The organism is Novosphingobium sp. HII-3 (assembly GCF_002916655.1).
GTDB classification, from domain to species: Bacteria; Pseudomonadota; Alphaproteobacteria; order Sphingomonadales; family Sphingomonadaceae; genus Novosphingobium; species Novosphingobium panipatense.
In genome coordinates this window covers 18,375-35,852 of the sequence record NZ_PPSM01000011.1, presented here as the reverse complement: position 1 = coordinate 35,852, position 17,478 = coordinate 18,375, and the positions used below count along the sequence as shown (strand labels likewise).

Genomic DNA, 17,478 nt, shown 5'->3' with positions numbered 1-17,478 from the left:
TTACATGTCTTATCTTCGACTGCTCCAGCATCTGAGCGCCGATGGCGTGCGTTCGGTCATCCTTGCCGAAGGCGAGGCCGCTCATTTCCTTCCCGGCGTTGCCAGCGTTCGCGAACTCGCGCTGGGCGCGATTGCTTCGGGCCACACCCTTGCCGAAGCCGCGAAGGCGGCGGGGCAGGGCGAGGCGGTGGACATCGCTGCCGAATTCGCGGCCGGGCGTCTGCTTGCCCCGATCGATCACGAGGATGGCGCACACCTCCTGCTTGCCGGCACCGGCCTCACGCACCTCGGCTCCGCCGAAGGGCGCGACAAGATGCACAAGGCCGCGGAAGCGGGTGAGCATGTGACCGATTCCATGCGCATGTTCCTCGAAGGCCTTGAGGGCGGCAAGCCGGCGGCGGGTGAAATCGGCCAGCAGCCGGAGTGGTTCTACAAGGGCGACGGTTCGCAGCTCGTCGGACCGACCGACGACCTTGCGATGCCCAGCTTCGCCAAGGACGGCGGGGAAGAGCCGGAACTGGCCGGTATCTACCTCATCGGTGAAGACGGCATCCCTTACCGCCTCGGCCTTGCTCTTGCGAACGAGTTCTCGGACCACGTGACCGAGCGCCACAACTATCTGTGGCTCGCTCATTCCAAGCTGCGGCAGGCGGCTCTCGGGGCGGAACTGCTGCTGGGCACGCCGCCCTCGCACATCGAAGGTACCTGCAAGATCCTGCGTGGCGGCGAAACGATCTGGGAGAAGCCTTTCCTCTCCGGCGAAGGCAACATGTCCCACAGCTTCGACAACCTCGAGCATCATCACTTCAAGTACGACCTGTTCCGCCGCCCCGGTGACGTGCACGTGCACTTCTTCGGCACAGCGACGCTGTCCTTCGCGGATGGCGTGCAGACCGAGGAAGGCGACGTGTTCGAGATCTCGGCCGCTCCGTTCACGCTGCCCGTCGCCAACAGGCTGGTGCGCGCGCAGGAACGTGCGGTCTCGGTCAAGGCGCTCTGAGCGATGGATCCGATCCGTATTGCCGTGGTGGGCGTGGGCAAGATCGCCCGCGACCAGCACCTGCCGGCCATAGCCGGCAACAAGGCGTTCAGCCTGGCTGCCACGGTCAGCCCGCATGATCCGGGTGTCGAGGGTATTCCCCACGCGAAGAGCCTGGAAGAGCTGATCGAGAACGGCCCCGCTATCGACGCGGTGGCTCTCTGCACGCCGCCGCAGGTGCGCTACGATCTGGCGGTGCAGGCTCTTCGCAAGGGCATGCATGTGTTCCTGGAAAAGCCCCCGGGCGCCACGCTGGCCGAAGTCGCCGCGCTGTCGAGCCGGGCCGAGAATGTCGGGGTGACGCTGTTCGCGGCCTGGCACTCGCGCTTTGCCGCAGGGGTTGCCCCGGCCCGGGCGTGGCTGGCCGAACGGCGAATCGAGAAGGTCTCCATCGTCTGGCGCGAAGACGTGCGCGTATGGCACCCGGGTCAGGCCTGGATCTGGCAGCCCGGTGGTCTCGGCGTCTTCGATCCGGGCATCAACGCCCTTTCGATCGTCACGCACATCCTGCCGCGTCCGATGTTCCTGAAGACGGCAACGCTGGAGATCCCCGCGAACCGGGCGGCGCCGATCGCTGCGGATATTCAGTTCTGCGACACGGCCGGTGCGCCCATCCACATGGACCTCGACTGGCGCCAAACGGGCCCGCAATCGTGGGACATCGTGGTCGAAACCGACGCGGGCACGCTGAAGCTGTCAAACGGGGGCGCGGTGCTGACGCTGCCGAGCGGAACCGAGCATAACGAGGACATGGAGTATCCGGGCCTCTACGCGCGGTTTGCCAATCTCATCCGGGGTGGCCGCAGCGATGTGGACGTTTCCCCGCTTCGGCTGGTGGCCGACGCGTTCCTGCGCGGACACCGCAAGGTCGTCGACGAATTCCACGATTGATCATCCCTAGGGAGGGGTATGAAATGATGAAAACTATCCGTCGCACGTCGCTCGCCATGCTGATGGCGGCGACGGCTCTCTCGGTGCCGGCCCAGGCGGACACCAACGGTCAGCCGACCACAGCCACGATCGAGGCTTCCAAGCCGGGTCCGGTCTACCAGAAGGAAATCTTCACTCAGTTCGCCGAGCACCTCGGCACCGGGATCTATGGCGGCCTCTGGGTCGGCAAGAACAGCAAGATCCCGAACACGAACGGCTTCCGCAACGACGTCGTAAGCGCGCTTCGGGACCTGTCGGTTCCCGTTATTCGCTGGCCCGGCGGCTGCTTTGCGGACGAGTACAACTGGCGCGAAGGCATCGGCGCGCAGTCGAAGCGGCCGGTCAAGATCAACACGCACTGGGGCGGCGTGACCGAGCCGAACACCGTGGGTACGCACGAGTTCTTCGAGCTCATCCGCCAGGTGGGCGCGGAAGCCTACGTCGCCGGTAACGTCGGCAACGGAACTCCGCGAGAGATGGCCGAGTGGGTCGAGTACATGACCTCTCCGGCCGGTTCGCTCGCGGATGAGCGCGCCAGGAATGGCCACAAGGAACCCTGGAAGGTCAAGTACTTCGGTGTCGGCAACGAACTGTGGGGCTGCGGCGGCAACATGCGTCCGGAGTTCGCTGCGGACGAGACGCGCCGTTACGCGACCTTCATCAAGGCTCCGGCGGGCACCAAGATTCTGAAGATCGCCGCTGGCGCCAACGTCGATGACTACAATTGGACGGAGACGATGATGCGCGTCGCGGCGCCGCAGCTCGACGGCGTCTCACTCCACTACTACGTGCACCCCGCCGGTGGCTGGCCCCCGCGTGCACCCGCCGTGGACTTCGACGAGAACGGCTGGGCCGATGCGCTGAACGGCGCCCGCAAGATGGACGAACTGATCACCAAACATTCGGCCATCATGGACAAGTACGATCCCGAGAAGCGCGTCTTCCTTGCCGTGGACGAGTGGGGTTCGTGGTACGCTCAGGATCCAGGCACGCACCCGGGATTCCTGCGCCAGCAGAACACCCTGCGTGACGCCTTGATTGCGTCGGTGCATCTCGACATCTTCGCCAAGCATGCCGATCGCGTCCGCATGACCGCCATCGCGCAGATGGTGAACGTGCTGCAGGCGATGATCTTCACCGAAGGCAATAAGATGGTGCTGACGCCCACCTATCACGTCTTCGAGATGTACAAGCCCTGGCAGGACGCGACCGTGCTGCCGATCACCATCAAGTCGCCCTGGTACTCGAAGGACCAGTTCACGATGCCGGCGGTGAGTGGCTCGGCTGTCCGTGGCAAGGATGGCAAGGTACATGTTGCGTTGTCCAACCTGGACCCGAACACAGCGAACAGCGTGACGATCAATCTGGACGGCGTCAGTGCCTCGGGCGTGACCGGCCGCATCCTGACGGCATCGGCAATCAACTCGCACAACACCTTCGACGCTCCCGAGGTGGTCAAGCCTGCGGTGTTCTCGGGTGCGACGGTGCAGGGCGGGCAGCTGTCCGTCACGTTGCCGGCCAAGTCGGTCGTCGTGCTCGAACTGCAATGAGGGGGCTGCTTCTCACAGGTCTCGCAGCGCTGGCTTTCGCCGGCGCTGCACAGGCCCAGCAGGTAGGCGAAAAGGGCGCCGGGACGCTGAATGCCCAGCTTTCCGGTGATCTGACGGTCCACGACCCGGTTATCATTCGCGCCGATGACACGTATTACGTGTTCAGCACCGTGGGAAAGTACATCGGTATCAAGACGTCCACGGACCTGAAGAGCTGGAAGGATGCCGGTGCGGTGTTCTCCCAGATCCCGGCATGGGCGAAGCAGGCCATCCCGGGCACTGACGGCTTATGGGCGCCCGACATCTCCTATGTGAACGGCGAGTACCGCCTGTACTACTCCGTTTCCACCTTCGGATCCAACCGCTCCGCCATCGGACTTGCGACGAGCCCCGTGCTTGGCGCGAAGGCGAAGTGGAAGGACCGTGGCCTCGTGGTGATGTCGACCAAGGAAGACGACTTCAACGCGATCGATCCTAATTTCGTGGTCGACGCCGAGGGGCGACACTGGCTGTCGCTGGGCAGCTTCTGGAGTGGCCTCAAGCTGTTTCCGCTGGACCCGAAGACCGGTAAGGTCGCACAAGGTGCGGAGCCTTACTCCATCGCCCGTCGCCTGGCGCCTGCGGGCGGACCTGCGCCGGTGGAAGCGCCGTTCATCATACCGCACGGTGGCTGGTATTACCTGATCGCGTCCTATGACTACTGCTGCAAGGGCGTGAACAGCACCTACTACACGGTCGTGGGCCGCGCCAAGAAGATCACGGGGCCGTACTGTGGCAAGGATGGCAGCGACATGATGATGGGCGGAGGCTCGATCCTGCTGCGCTCGGATCTGCAGGAACAGCAGCGTTTCCGTGGTCCGGGGCATGCAGGCGCCTTTACCGACAAGGATGGCACCACCTACCTGGCTTACCACGCATACGACAAGCAGGCCGATGGACGGCCGACCCTGCGCATCGCCCCTTTGCGCTGGGATGCGGATGGCTGGCCCATCGCCGAATACTGACACCCACCCTGGCGCCCCGGTGCTGAGCCGGGGCGCCTTTTTTCCATAAACCGGAAGAGGACCGCCATGAACTTTCCGCTTTCGCGCCGCGCCTTCGCCGCTGGCGCCGCCATGCTTCCGATCGCCTGTTCGCCCAATGCGCGGGCCGGTTTCACGAGCCCTCCCGGCCCGGGCGCGGCGACGTCGAGCCTGCGGCTCGCCTCGAACCCGCTCGTGCGGCAGCGCGCCGACACTCAGATCTTCCGCCACGATGACGGCTGGTACTATCTGATCGGCTCGGTACCCGAGTACGATCGACTTGCCCTTCGTCGCTCGCGGACGCTCGCCGGACTGGCCGATGCGGAAGAGCGCGTGCTGTGGCGGCATGAGGCGAGCGGCCCGATGTCCGGTTTCCTCTGGGCGCCGGAACTGCACTATGTGGACGGCCGCTGGATCGTCTACTTCGCGGCCGGGCCCAGCGGTGGGGGCGAGGACGTGTTCCGTATCCGCACGTTCGCGGTTGTCTGCGACAGCCAGGATCCGATGACCGGCAACTGGTCCGTCCTCGGAGAGTTCAAGGCGCCCTGGGACAGCTTCAACCTCGATTCCACGATCTTCACCCATCGCGGCGTGCGCTACTTCTCCTGGGCCCAGCGGGAGCCCGGCATCGACACCAATTCGAACGTCTACATCGCGCGCATGAAGGATGCGCTGACCCTGGGCTCCGCCCCGACGCGGCTGACGGTTCCGACGCTCGACTGGGAGATCCGCGGCTTCAAGGTGAACGAGGGTTCGGCGTTTATCGTCAAGAACGGGCGCATCTTCATGACCTATTCGGCCAGCGCCACCGATGCCCGCTACTGCATGGGCCTTCTGACGGTCGATGAAGGCGCGGACCTCCTCGATGCGCGCGCCTGGACGAAGTCGCAGGAGCCGGTGTTCGAGACCTGCCGGGAAACCTCGGTCTACGGTCCGGGGCACAACAGCTTCACCGTCGACGAGCAGGGCAGGGACATACTTGTCTATCACGGCCGTGACTACGAAGCGATCCAGGGCGATCCGCTGTTCAACCCGGATCGGCACACGCGCATCCAGCGCCTTTATTTCGGCGCCGACGGGAGCCCGGATTTCGGCGTACCGGTCGGGAACGGTCCGCTGCCGGAGCGCTTTTCTCCAGCGGTGCGCCGCGCCGCCTTCCTGGCCCACGCGGGCGAGCGCCTGATGGTGGGCAGTGCACCGCTGGCGCAGACGCAGTTCCGTTCCGTCCCCACGGGAGACGGCAGCGTTCGGCTTTCGCCGATCCTCAAGCCGGATCACTGCCTGGTCGCTAAAGCGGACGGAACGGTCAGCCTCATGGCGCAATCGGCCGTAGCGACGAGCGGCGGTTCCGACCGGTTCCGGCGCGAGGAGGGAAGCGCGGGTGGAACGGTTCGCTTTATGTGCCAGGCGTTTAGCGGTCGTGCTCTGGCGCATTCGTCAGACAAGGTCACGCTTGCCGCTGCCTCGGACCCGGCCGCAGTCTGGCTTCTGGACTAACTTAGAAGGTCACTTAAGGTGCGGAAAACCGCGGTTTTCCGCACCTTACGCGTCATCTAGGCCACACTGCAGCATCTTTTTTCACGGTGGCATCTATTTCCGCTTGCACCTCAATTGTCTGACTAATAATCAGCACGCGTAGTGTCGGGGCATGGTAATGGGCCAGCCCCCATGGGAGGGATGATCCATGGCATTCAAGCCATTCGTTTTCTGCACCGCATCTGTATTCGCACTGAGCTTTGCCTCGGTTGCTCAGGCTCAGGACGCAGCGCCGCAGGCGACTGCCGATGCCGAAGCCAGCGCCGAAGACATCATCGTGACGGGTGTGCGTGCCTCGATCGTCGGCGCCATCAACAGCCGCAGGGAAAACGTCCAGATCGTCGACTCGATCGTTGCCGAGGACGTGGGCAAGTTGCCTGACAATAACGTCGTTGAAGCGCTGCAGCGTGTCACCGGCATCCAGGTGACCGACCGTGCGGGCGGTGAAGCCGCCGTCATCACGATCCGCGGCCTGCCCGATCCGGTCACCACCTGGAATGGTCGCAACATCTTCACGGCGGCAGGCACCTCCTTTGCCCTGCAAGACGTCTCGGCGAACCTCGTCAAGAAGATCGACGTCTACAAGACGCGCTCGGCCGACCAGCTCGAGTTCGGCCTCGCCGGCCAGATCGACGTCCAGACCCGCCGCCCCTTCGATTTCGACGGCCTTACCGTTTCGGGTCTCGCGCGCGGCATCTACAGCGAGCTCGCGGACGAGGTGAACCCCAACGCCGCGCTGCTCGTCAGCGATCGCTGGGAGACCGGCATCGGTGAGATCGGCCTGCTGGTGAACGCCAGCTACACCCGCTACAAGTACCGCAACCAGAACGTGCAGGCGGGCGCTCTCGTGCCCTTCGCCACCGAGAACCCGCCGGAGGGGACCTGGCTCACGCCGCTCCAGCGCATCTTCCCGAACACGGACCCGAACAACCCGTACTGGACACCCGGACTCAACGCCGGCCTGCCGACCACGCCGGGCTCGACGCTGAACATCGACGGCGTCCAGGTGCCGTACTACCTCTCGCGCGACGCGGTCATCAGCTCCGACCTCTACGGCAAGCGCGAGCGTCCTTCGGTCAACGCGGCGCTGCAGTGGGCGCCGAACGAGAGCTCCACTTACACCGCCGAGTTCTACTACACCGGCTTCCGCGGCAGCACTTTCAACTCGCTGATGTTCAGCTATGCCGACTGGTGGGGCAGCCTGGGCGACAACCCGGGTGACACCTTCGAGCTCTACGACGGCACCAACATCATCAAGTCGCGTCGCATGGGCGACGTTGCCGGCTTCAACAGCGGCGATTACGCGACCAACCGGACGGACAGCTACGTCTATGCGCTGAACGCGGATTGGGATGTGGGCGAGCGCGGCAAGATCACCGCCGACCTGACTTACCAGGACAGCAAGAACGAGACCTCGTTCTTCGCGATGCGCACCAACCGTGGACCGCTGGACCTCGACGTCGACTTCAACGCCGGCGGCGGCATCCCGTCCTACAGCTTCGGTACGCCCGAAGTGCTGACCGACCCCAACGCCTGGACCGTGGGCGACCTGTTCGACAACGGCAACAAGGCCAAGGGTAGCGCCTGGACGTTCATGCTCGACGGTCACTACGACTGGGACGAGGGCTTCCTGCGCCGCGTAAAGGCGGGCTTCCGCTATGACAACCGCAAGGCCAGCACCTTCGTGCGTGAGCAGAGCGCTGGCGCGCTCGGCGGCACCCTGGCCTCGCTCGGCAGCCAGTATGCCTTCACCAACAGCGGCTTCTTCGACGGCCGCGCGGACGTGCCGACCAGCTGGGTGCTGGCGAACGGCCCGGCGCTCTACAAGAACGCGGACGCCATCCGCTCGCTGTACCAGACGGTGAATCCGGCCCTGCTGCTGTCGGACCAGATGTCCTTCGACAGGGTCTTCGACATCAACGAAGTTACCATGTCGGCCTACCTGCTGGCTGATGGCGAGGTCGAGGTCTTCGGTCGTCCCCTGCTGGTCGAAGGCGGCGCCCGCCTCGTGGCGATCGATACCGACTATAACTACTTCGACCGCTACAACGACATGGCGCGCACCAGCGTCTCGACCGGCCAGGTCAAGCTGCTTCCCAGCTTCACCGCCCGCTACGAAATCACGCCGAACCTGCGCGTGCGCTTCAACTACGGCCAGACGCTGCGTCGTCCCGCCTTCGCTGACCTCAACCCGAACGTGAGCCTGACCGGCGACCTCTCGGGCGTGGGCTTCGGCACCGGCGCTGCAGGCAATGCGAACCTGCGCGCGACTGAGTCGAAGAACTACGACCTGGCGTTCGAGTGGTATTTCGAGCGCAACAGCGCGATCTACGTGACGGCCTTCCGCCGCGAGATCGAAGGTTTGGTGGTTCCGCTCACCACGCTTGAGTACATCCCGGACAACCCGATCGTGGGCGGCACGGCAACCGACTACTTCCAGGTCACTCGTCCGACCAACGCGTCCGACGGCGTTCTCAAGGGCGTGGAAATCGGTCTGACCTATTTCCCGACGTACCTGCCAAGCATCCTCGACGGCCTCGGCTTCCAGGGCAGCGCGACGATCCTGGACTCCGAGCAGACGATCCCGGAGACGGACGCGGCAGGTAACACCGTGCTGACCCGCTCGGCGTTCTTTGCGGTGTCGAAGTTCTCGTACAACGCCACGCTTGCCTACGAGCGCGGTCCGATCGGAGCCCGCCTCTCGTACGTCTGGCGCAAGGGCTTCCTTAACAACAACGAGGCCCGTGCCTTCGCCAACCCGATCGGCATGTGGCGCCAGCCTGAGGACAGCCTCGACCTTCAGCTGACGCTGAACGTCAACGAAGACATCGCCGTCACCTTCGACGCGGTGAACCTCACCAAGTCGAAGCAGCAGAACTACTACAAGTACGGTGATGCCGGCGGTGCCGACCTGATGAACTCGAGCACGCTCCTCCTCGACCGGACGTTCGCCCTCGGCGTGCGCTTCAAGTTCGACTGACCTGAACTGTCCGACCAGCTGTGACGGTATCGCCATTCCGTCGCAGCTGGCACAGGGCGGCCGTTTGTCTTCCGTGCTCCTCCCAACATTCGGAGCAAACGGCCGCCTTCTTCTACGGAATAGCCTGAAGGGGACGACATTGCGGAAGATCCATGCGCTGGCCGCGCTCCCCCTCGCGGCGCTGATGCTGGCAGCCGCCGGACCCTACAGCCCGCCGCAGGGCGAAGTGTCGACAGCGGCCGCTTCCCGCGATCTCGACCGGGTGGCGATTGCCAAGGCGCACTTCGGAAATGACGCAGAGTGGTTTGAAGACCGCATACCGTTCTTCGAGTCCTCTGATTCCAGGATCGATGCCGTCTACTACTATCGCTGGGGGCTTTTTCGTGCCCATCAGCGGGATCTCGGCGCGCATGGCTACATCACGACGGAGTTCGCGGACGACGTGGGCTGGCAGCGGGAGCCGTACGCGAGCCTTAATGACGCAAGCGGCTTCCATATCGCCGAAGGTCGCTGGCTGAACGATCGCCGCTTCACGGACGATTACATCAATTTCATGTACGAAGGCGGAAACGACCGTCATTTCACGGACCACATGGCCGATTCCGTCTGGGGCCGGTACCTCGTGGATGGCGATCGCGAAGCGCTGCTGCGGCACCTGAAGGTGATGCGGCACATCTATCGCCTCTGGGACGAGAAGTTCGATTTCACCAAAGGCCTCTACTTCGTAGAGCCGCTTCTGGATGCAACCGAATATACGGTTTCCTCCATCGATGCGTCTGGCGGCAAGGACGGCTTCCGGGGAGGGGATGCGTTTCGTCCTTCGGTCAACAGCTACATGTTCGCGAATGCGCGCGCGCTGTCGAAAATGGCGGCGATGGCCGGCGACATGGCGATGGCAGACGAGTACGCCCAGCGAGCCGAAGCCCTGCGCGAGCGCGTGCTGGCGGACCTGTGGAATCCGCGTCTCGAGCATTTCACGGATCGGCACCAGATCACCAACGAGCACGTGAAATACTGGGATCCGATTCGCAACCGCGAGCTCGTGGGCTATCTGCCCTGGATGTTCGAACTTGTGCCGGACGACCCCGGGTTCGCGAAAGCCTGGGCGCACCTCCTGGATCCGCAGTCGCTTGCCGGGAAGGCCGGAATGCGGACGGTCGAACAGAACTACGAATACTACATGCGCCAGTACCGCTACCTCGGCCCGGCTCCGGAGTGCCAGTGGAACGGACCTATCTGGCCCTACCAGACGACGCAGGTACTGACCGCGATGGCCAACCTGCTCGATCATTACGACCAGCACGGGCCCGTCACGCGCGCGGACTGGATGCGCATGCTGCGCCAGTACACGCAGCTTCATTACCAGGGCGACAAGATCGATCTGGAAGAAGACTATCACCCGGAAACCGGTGCGCCCATCGTGGGGTTGGATCGCAGCCATCATTATTTCCACTCTGGTTATATCGACCTGATCCTCACCGGCCTTGTCGGCATACGACCGCGTGAAGATGACGTCCTGGAACTCAATCCACTGCTGCCCTCCGACGGCGGGGTGGACTGGTTCCGGGTGGAGCGCGTCCCCTATCACGGCCGGCAGGTGACGGTGACGTGGGACGCAGACGGCAGCCGTTACGGGCGCGGTAAGGGCCTGTCTGTGGAGGTGGACGGCGCGGAAGTGGCCCGCCGTGCCGACTTGGGGCGGCTTCAGATTCCCGTCGCGCGCAAGGCAAACGCGCCGATCACGCGCGAAGCCAACCTCGCGGTGCAACTCGTCCGCGGGAACTTTCCCCGGCCCAGTGCGTCGTCGGGAACCGATACCGAGAAGCTGCACGATGCAGTGGATGGGCGTACCTGGTTCTATCCGGAGCTGCCCAATGGCTGGGATTCCGACAGCTCCGCGAAGACGCAGTGGTATGCGCTCGACTTCGGGCGCGAAGTCACCCTCGGGAGCGCCGAGCTTGCCTTCTTTGAAGACGGCAAGCGCTTCGCCGCACCCCGACAGTTCGCAGTCCAGGCATGGCGCGATGGCCGATGGCAGCCCGTGGCGTCACCGACAGGCCGTCCTTCGGCCAACGGGGTGACGCGGGTGAGCTGGCCTGCGCTGAAGACGCAGAGGATCCGCGTGACGATGGTCTCGACGAAGGGAAGAGCCATTCGTCTGGCGGAGGTCAAGGCCTTCGCACGCTGAAGGCCTCGGCCCCGCTCAGCGAGCGGGGCTGATCCGCGCCCGGCATTCGCCGAAGCCAATCGTTACACGCCCTTCCGCCGAGGCAGAGGCGGTGATGATGACCTCGTCACCGTCCTCCAGGAACGCGCGCGTCTCTCCGGTGGGGAGGTCCAGCGGCGTCTTGCCCCCTTGAGAAAGTTCCATGAGGCTGCCGAAGCCCGAACGCTCAGGTGCCGAAATGGTGCCGGTGCCGAGAAGGTCGCCTGTGGTGAGGTTGCAGCCGTTCGAGGCATGGTGAGCGACCATCTGGTTGACGGTCCAGTACATGTTCGTCGCGGGGCCATGGCTTAGCCGATGGGGCGGCAGGCCTGCCTCGCGCATTGCCTGCGTGCTGAGGTGAACCTCGAGCGTCACCGCAAGGGCGCCGTGCGCCTGATCATCGGCATCGAACAGGTAGGGGAGGGGCTGCGGATCACCTTCGGGACGAGGCGGCTGGGCGACGCGGAAAGGAGCGAGCGCTTCCGGCGTCACGATCCAGGGTGAGATGGTGGAATGGAAGTTCTTCGCGAGGAAGGGGCCGAGGGGCTGGTATTCCCATGCCTGAAGGTCACGTGCGGACCAGTCGTTGAGGAGGCAGAAGCCGGCGATATGGTCTGCCGCCTGGGCAATGGGCACAGGCGCTCCCAGTTCGTTGCCCGGGCCGATCCAGACGCCCATCTCCAGTTCGTAGTCGAGCCGCGCGCTCGGCGCGAAGACGGGCGTGTCGGCTTCGGGAGGCTTTCGCTGCCCACGCGGACGTAGGACGGGGACGTCGGAGGGCCGAATGGAGGAGGAGCGCCCGTGGTAGCCGATGGGCACGTGCTTGTAATTGGGAAGCAGCGGATTATCCGGCCTGAACTGGCGGCCGATGTTGTTCGCATGATGTATGCCGACATAGAAGTCGGTGTAGTCGCCGATCCGCGCCGGCAGATGCAGGGCGCAGGCGTCGGCAGCGTGCAGCATTGGCTCCACCTCCGGGCGACGATCGTGCGCGCAGAGAAGGTCCGAAAGCACGCGGCGCAGGGTGCGGCGGTCCGGCGCCGGCAGAGCGAGGATACCTGCAACGGTATCTTCGCCGCAGGCGGCGGCCAGGGACTGCGGCACAAGCCCTGCTTGGGCGAGAGCACGAAGATCGAGTATCCTGTCGCCGATGGCGACGCCGACCCGCGGAGTGGCTCCTGCCGGAGAGAAAAGGCCGAAGGGAAGGTTCTGGACCGGGAATTCGGTATGATCCCTTGCGCTTTCCACCCAACTCATGCGGGTCGCGTCATGGGTTTCGTCGATGGTCCACCAGTTCACGTGTCGCGTTCCTTCTCCAGCATGGCCACTCCGGCGGGCAGCCTGACGCCCGCTTTGCGATATTCGCGGTGGCGGAGCAAGCGAAGTCCGATGGTCAGGCAGTGACGGGTTCCGGAACGTCCAGGCAGGCGATGAGGCCGCCCTCCGGCGAAGTGCCGAAGGACAGCTGCCCGTCGAAACGCGCCATCAGGCGGTGAGCGGTGGGTATGCCGAGGCCGAAGCCCTTGGTGTCCCGCGCGCGGGCTTCGTCCAGGCGGAAGAAGGGGTCGAGCACGGCGTCGAAATACGCAGAAGGGATGCCGGGGCCGGGGTCCGCAATCTCGATCCGCCACTTGCCGTCGTGACGGCGGATCGTGACGCGAGCCTCTCCGCCGAACTGGACGGCGTTTTCCACCAGCGCCTGAAGCGCCAGAACCAGCGGCTCGCGAAAGGTGTTGGCCATGGCCGATGCAGGACCGAGCACCTTCGCATTCTGATTGAAGGGGTGGACGACCTGTTCGGTGAGTTCCCGCAGATCAAGCATCTCCGGCTCGGCTGTCAGGTGCTGCGCCCGCAGGAAGCGCTGGAGCGAGGCGAGAAGGGCTTCCATCTCCTCTGCGCTGGCCACGATCACATCGCCCAGCTCACGATCTTCAAGCAGTTCGCCAGCGACCTTCTGGCGCGACAGGGGCGTGCGAAGGTCGTGGCTGATCGCCTCGAACGAACGGGCCTGATCCTGCAGCAGCCGCGCTATGCGTTCCTGCATGATATTCATGGAGTGAGCGAGCTTGCGCAGATCCGGCGGACCCGTCTCGCGGATGGTGACGTGACGACCCCGACCGATCGCATCCGCCGCATCGCTCATGCGCCGCAGCGGCCGTGTCAGGACGTGGAGCACCGCAAGGCCGAGAGCGAGGAAGCCAAGCGTCGTCGCAAGTGTGAGAACGGAGGCTCGCAGCGCGACCGGCCACATCGCGTTGATGTCGCGTGAGCGGAAGTTCAGCCAATCCCCGTGCGTGAGGCGGATGGAGCCGACAAGATCGCGGCTGCCATTCCCGGCATCGTCCATCGCAAGCCGCAGGCTACGGCCGGCCAGGGTGGGTTCCCATTCGACGATTCGCTGTTCGATGTGAGTTAGCGACTGGCCCGAGGTGGGAGAGGTGACGGCGGGAACGCGAGCCACGGCGGCGGCGAGATGACCCGTGGTCATGGTGGGCGCCGTCAATTCCGGGTCGGCGGCGTGGATGCGGTCGCTTACGACGAGAAGTTCGGCGATCCGGCGGGCATGGTCTTCGTCAAGCGTCTGGCGGTCTATGGCCTGATAGAACAGGAGACTGGCGGCGAGTTCCATTACGCCCAGCACCAGGAAAACCACTGCAACATAGACCGCGAAGCGCGGCGCGAAGGGTCGTGCCACCTCTTGATCCTCTCCTATGACGCAGCGGCTTGGCGACGACGCCCCTTTGTCTGTGAGGGTTCGCTCACACCGTGCGTCGTCCACGTCAACCGCATGATCGCGGCAGCAATCATTTGATACGTACGGAAGAGTGATGAAGTTGGACGGGCGTCCTGTCGAGCGGGGATGAGGCCGAAAGCTGGACGCCTGAAATGGACGTGCCCGGCTGCACGAGGCAGCCGGGCACTGGAACGAGGCGCAGCGGGGGGCTTTCGCCTCGCCCGAAAGTTACCAGCCGACGGTGATCGAGGCGCGCATCGCGAGGTCGACGCGGCCGTGGCGGTCCTCGGCGGAAAGTTCGCCACCCATGGTGAAGCCGGCGGCCCCGCCAATGGCGCGCAGGCGAGCGAACCAGCCGCTCGTTGCGCTGTCGCCCTCAAGCGTGAAATTCTCACCGTCCCGGAAATGCGCAGTGGTGGAGCCGATGCCGCCACTTACGATTTCGCGCCAGCCGCCTTCGGTTTCCACGCGGAACCAGTTTTCGTCACGCGCCTTCATGCCGAGAAAGTCGACGCCGACGGTCAGGCTGGGGTTGACCGCAAGCTCATCGCTCGTGCGCGAGGCGACTGTCAGGTTCAATGTCTCGCCGCCCGTTTCGGTGTAGCCATCTTCCTTGAGGCGCACGTAATCGACCGTCACGCCCGGGCGGAAGAAGAAGAACTGCGATCCGCCCTCGATCGAAAGGCCGCCGGCGGCCGTAACGAAGTTGCCGTCCCAGTCCGCGTTCATCGTCCGGCTCGCCGTGGTTGACCCGGTTGTGCCGAAGAAGCTGCGCTCACCGTCGAAGTCGGCCTTGCCGATGGAGCCGCGGGCGAACCCGCTGACCGGCCCGAACTTGCCGCGCCAATGGCCGGCCAGCTCAAAGCCGGTCGACTTCACCTCGGAGACGGTGCCGTTCTTGTGGTTGTTGTCGATGTACGACAGCGTGGCGCCGAAGCGGCCGGCGCCGGTCTGGTACTCGCCCGTAGCCGACCATGCGTAGCCATTGAGTTTGTAAGCGGCGCTTTGGCCCGTTTTGCGGTCGCTGCCCCAGATCGCCATGTTGAGCGTGGTGCTGAACCGGCCGGACGAGGTGATCGGGCCCTGGGGATCTTGCATCTGACGGGCCAGCGCCCGTGTTCCGAGACTGATGCCCTCGAACGCGCCACCGGCGTGATCCGGCAGCATCTGCCCGACGGCGGCGCGGAAGGCATCGCCGTTGGTGATGCCAAGGAAGACATCCTCGATCTTGTCGTCCTGGCCGAGCTGCTGGAAGACTGCGTCATATGCGGCCGCGCCCGAGCGATTGAGGCCGAGTTCGTCCACGGTACGGCGGGAGACGTCGACGACGATCGCGTTGGCGGCGGAGTCCTTGTCGAGTTCCGCCTTGAACATGAACGGCACGAGATCGGTGCTGGCGACCAGCTTGTCGCGGCCCGAAAGGGATCCGGCCGTCAGGACCTGGTAGCTGCCTTCTGCCGTGGACACGTCCGCCAACCGGATCGCGAGCTTGGCGCCCTCGGCAAACGTGGCATCGCCGCTCACGTTATATGCCGAACCGGCTCCGGCAGCCTTGTCGAGAGTGACGACGAGAACGCCTGCGGCACCCACGTCGAGAGAGGCCATAGCGGCCGGCTTGCCGAGGTCGAGCGTACCGCCCGCCACCGAGACTGCAAGGTTTGCCGAGTTGCTGATCGAGCCTGCGAAGAGGGAGCTGCCGGCAAGGGTCAGCACGTCCCCACCGCCACCGAAATCGACAGCCCCCTTGAGGGTGCCCGTACCGGCAAGGGCCACGGTATCCACGCCGCCTCCGAAGCTGACGGAACCGGATTGCGCCGCGTCCCCCGAAAGGGCCAGCCTGTTGTTTCCGTCGCCGAACGACACGTTGCCCGCAAGGGTGCCGTCGGCAAGGTCGAGAGTGTCGTTGCCGGCCGCGAAGCGAACGTCGCCCGTTATCGAAGGAGCCGTGTTGCCGGTGGCAACCTGGGTCTGCCGGATCACGCTGTCGCCGGTCGCGCGGGAGAGATCAATCGCGACGTTTCGGCCGCCTTCCTTGGCTCCGGTGGCCGAGATGGTGCCGGCGTTCTCCACAAGGGCGAGGGTGCCGCTGGCGTCCCTGATGGCGGCGGAAGCGCCTTTTTCGCCGGCGACCGCCTTGATCGTGCCGCTGTTTTTGAGCGTCGGCAGCGAAGCACCGACGTCAATCTGGACGGCCGTGGCGAGGGCGGTGTCCGCATTCCCGGCGGTGGCTCCGATGGTGCCTGTGTTCTGGAGCAGCGGCGTCGTTGCACCTGACGCGAGCCGATAGGCCGTCGCGCTCGCGCCGTTCGAGGCCGCGAGTACCGAACCCGACACCCCGATGCCGTTGACGATGGACACGGCGCCACCGCGACCGCCGATGACCAGACCGTTGGCGGCAACACCCGAGTAGAGGCCGTTGCCCTCGACGGACCCTTCAATGATGAGGCCGAACTTGCTGGCCGTGCCCGTCACTTCCCCGATGCTGATGTCGCGATCGGCGGAACCGATCTGCATCGCCGCTGCGCTGCCGTAGGATACGACTTTGGCCGTGCCTTCCTTGGCATCCTCGAGTCCATCGCCGTCTTCATCCGGCTTCGCGGTATCGGCGTCCTTGGGGGCAGCGGCCAGGATGATGCCACCCGTGACGTTGCCCTCCACGAGCAGGGCGGAGCCGCCTTGCAGCAGGTCGTCGGCGTCGAGCTTGGACGGGTCGGAGGGCGGCGCGGTGTAGCGGTAGCCCGTGGAAGCCACGGTGCCCTGCACGACCATGGCGCCGTTCACATCGCCTGCGAAACGGGCGCCGATGGCGTTCAGGCCCTGCGCCGACACCGATCCGGCGAGGCGGACCGATCCGTTTATCCCCTGCGCGGACACGCCGATCGCCCGATCGCCGACCACGGTGGTGGTGCCGTCATGAGTGAAGGCCCCGGTCAGAGTGCCGCCCAGCACGACGCCTGCTGAATCGTTGCCCTCGACTTTGATCGTTCCGCTCTGGACGAGCTTGCCGGAGTGGTTACCCTCGGTGCGGATGCCGGTGCGACCCGAGCCAAGCGCGAGCGGACCATCGAGGTCGCCATCCTTGTCCGTATCCGTCGCGGTGTAGGTCTCGTCGATGGTGATGGTACCGGTGTTCGTGATGTCGCCGTTGGCGCCGGCATGCGACAGGATGCCGGTGGCACCATCGGCGTTCGTGATGGTGATTGCGCCTGCAGTGGAGACAGCGTGGCTACTGTCCTGCGTCACGGCCGTTCCCGTAGTGAGGACGACGGATCCCTCCTTGGTGATGGAAATGGCGTCGGCGGTGCCGTTCTTGATCGTCGACGTGCGGATGTGCGCGGTCAACTTGGTCTTCACGTCTTCGGCATGCGCCGCCGTGGCGATCGCAAACGCCGCCGTGGTGACAAGGAGGGTCTTGGCAGTCATGTGGGAAGGCATCATCGTCCCTTTGAGGTCAGCAGTTGAACCTCGAGACGGAGACCTT

At 64.8% G+C, this 17,478-nt stretch carries 10 protein-coding genes; 7 read left to right on the top strand and 3 right to left on the bottom strand.

Annotation, left to right across the window (positions count from 1 at the left end; all coding sequences use genetic code 11):
- Positions 1 to 4: 4 nt before the first annotated feature.
- The 7 genes from araD1 to C2R25_RS03065 all read left to right on the top strand — a co-directional run bounded on the left by araD1 (position 5) and on the right by C2R25_RS03065 (position 11,245).
- Entirely contained in the window at positions 5 to 1,000 is a 996-nt protein-coding gene (gene araD1, locus C2R25_RS03095) for an AraD1 family protein (RefSeq protein WP_103727828.1), read from the top strand.
- Positions 1,001 to 1,003: 3 nt separating this feature from the next.
- On the top strand, positions 1,004 to 1,930 hold the full coding sequence (locus tag C2R25_RS03090; RefSeq protein WP_103727827.1) for a Gfo/Idh/MocA family protein: 927 nt from the start codon (positions 1,004 to 1,006) through the stop codon (positions 1,928 to 1,930).
- 23 nt (positions 1,931 to 1,953) lie between these two features.
- A complete protein-coding gene (locus C2R25_RS03085) occupies positions 1,954 to 3,519 on the top strand; it encodes an alpha-N-arabinofuranosidase (RefSeq protein ID WP_103727826.1) in 1,566 nt (521 codons plus the stop codon).
- Positions 3,516 to 4,523: an arabinan endo-1,5-alpha-L-arabinosidase gene (locus tag C2R25_RS03080; RefSeq protein ID WP_103727825.1), complete on the top strand. Its 1,008-nt coding sequence runs from the start codon at positions 3,516 to 3,518 to the stop codon at positions 4,521 to 4,523. The genes C2R25_RS03085 and C2R25_RS03080 overlap by 4 nt, the downstream gene beginning before the upstream one ends.
- 66 nt (positions 4,524 to 4,589) lie before the next feature.
- Entirely contained in the window at positions 4,590 to 6,038 is a 1,449-nt protein-coding gene (locus C2R25_RS03075; protein ID WP_103727824.1) for a glycoside hydrolase family 43 protein, read from the top strand.
- A gap of 187 nt (positions 6,039 to 6,225) precedes the next feature.
- Positions 6,226 to 9,057 carry a TonB-dependent receptor gene (locus C2R25_RS03070; protein ID WP_103727823.1) on the top strand — a complete coding sequence of 944 codons (2,832 nt, stop codon included), beginning with the start codon at positions 6,226 to 6,228 and terminating at the stop codon, positions 9,055 to 9,057.
- A gap of 139 nt (positions 9,058 to 9,196) precedes the next feature.
- A complete protein-coding gene (locus C2R25_RS03065; RefSeq protein ID WP_233203736.1) occupies positions 9,197 to 11,245 on the top strand; it encodes a glycosyl hydrolase family 65 protein in 2,049 nt (682 codons plus the stop codon).
- Positions 11,246 to 11,260: 15 nt separating this feature from the next.
- Here the strand turns inward: C2R25_RS03065 and fahA are convergent, their stop codons facing one another.
- The 3 genes from fahA to C2R25_RS03050 all read right to left on the bottom strand — a co-directional run bounded on the left by fahA (position 11,261) and on the right by C2R25_RS03050 (position 17,432).
- Positions 11,261 to 12,562 (bottom strand): fumarylacetoacetase, encoded by a 1,302-nt coding sequence (fahA, locus tag C2R25_RS03060; RefSeq protein ID WP_199183750.1) that lies wholly within the window; start codon positions 12,560 to 12,562, stop codon positions 11,261 to 11,263.
- Positions 12,563 to 12,656: 94 nt separating this feature from the next.
- On the bottom strand, positions 12,657 to 13,958 hold the full coding sequence (locus C2R25_RS03055; RefSeq protein ID WP_103727822.1) for a HAMP domain-containing sensor histidine kinase: 1,302 nt from the start codon (positions 13,956 to 13,958) through the stop codon (positions 12,657 to 12,659).
- A gap of 267 nt (positions 13,959 to 14,225) precedes the next feature.
- Positions 14,226 to 17,432: an autotransporter outer membrane beta-barrel domain-containing protein gene (locus tag C2R25_RS03050; protein WP_103727846.1), complete on the bottom strand. Its 3,207-nt coding sequence runs from the start codon at positions 17,430 to 17,432 to the stop codon at positions 14,226 to 14,228.
- Between the last annotated feature and the right edge of the window lie 46 nt (positions 17,433 to 17,478).

Excerpts from the sequence above, each read along its gene's own strand:
- C2R25_RS03050 (WP_103727846.1), bottom strand. The coding sequence starts at position 17,432 with ATGCCTTCCCACATGACTGCCAAGACCCTCCTTGTCACCACGGCGGCG.
- C2R25_RS03080 (WP_103727825.1), top strand. The coding sequence starts at position 3,516 with ATGAGGGGGCTGCTTCTCACAGGTCTCGCAGCGCTGGCTTTCGCCGGC.
- C2R25_RS03075 (WP_103727824.1), top strand. The coding sequence starts at position 4,590 with ATGAACTTTCCGCTTTCGCGCCGCGCCTTCGCCGCTGGCGCCGCCATG.
- C2R25_RS03085 (WP_103727826.1), top strand. The coding sequence starts at position 1,954 with ATGATGAAAACTATCCGTCGCACGTCGCTCGCCATGCTGATGGCGGCG.
- C2R25_RS03090 (WP_103727827.1), top strand. The coding sequence starts at position 1,004 with ATGGATCCGATCCGTATTGCCGTGGTGGGCGTGGGCAAGATCGCCCGC.
- C2R25_RS03070 (WP_103727823.1), top strand. The coding sequence starts at position 6,226 with ATGGCATTCAAGCCATTCGTTTTCTGCACCGCATCTGTATTCGCACTG.
- araD1 (WP_103727828.1), top strand. The coding sequence starts at position 5 with ATGTCTTATCTTCGACTGCTCCAGCATCTGAGCGCCGATGGCGTGCGT.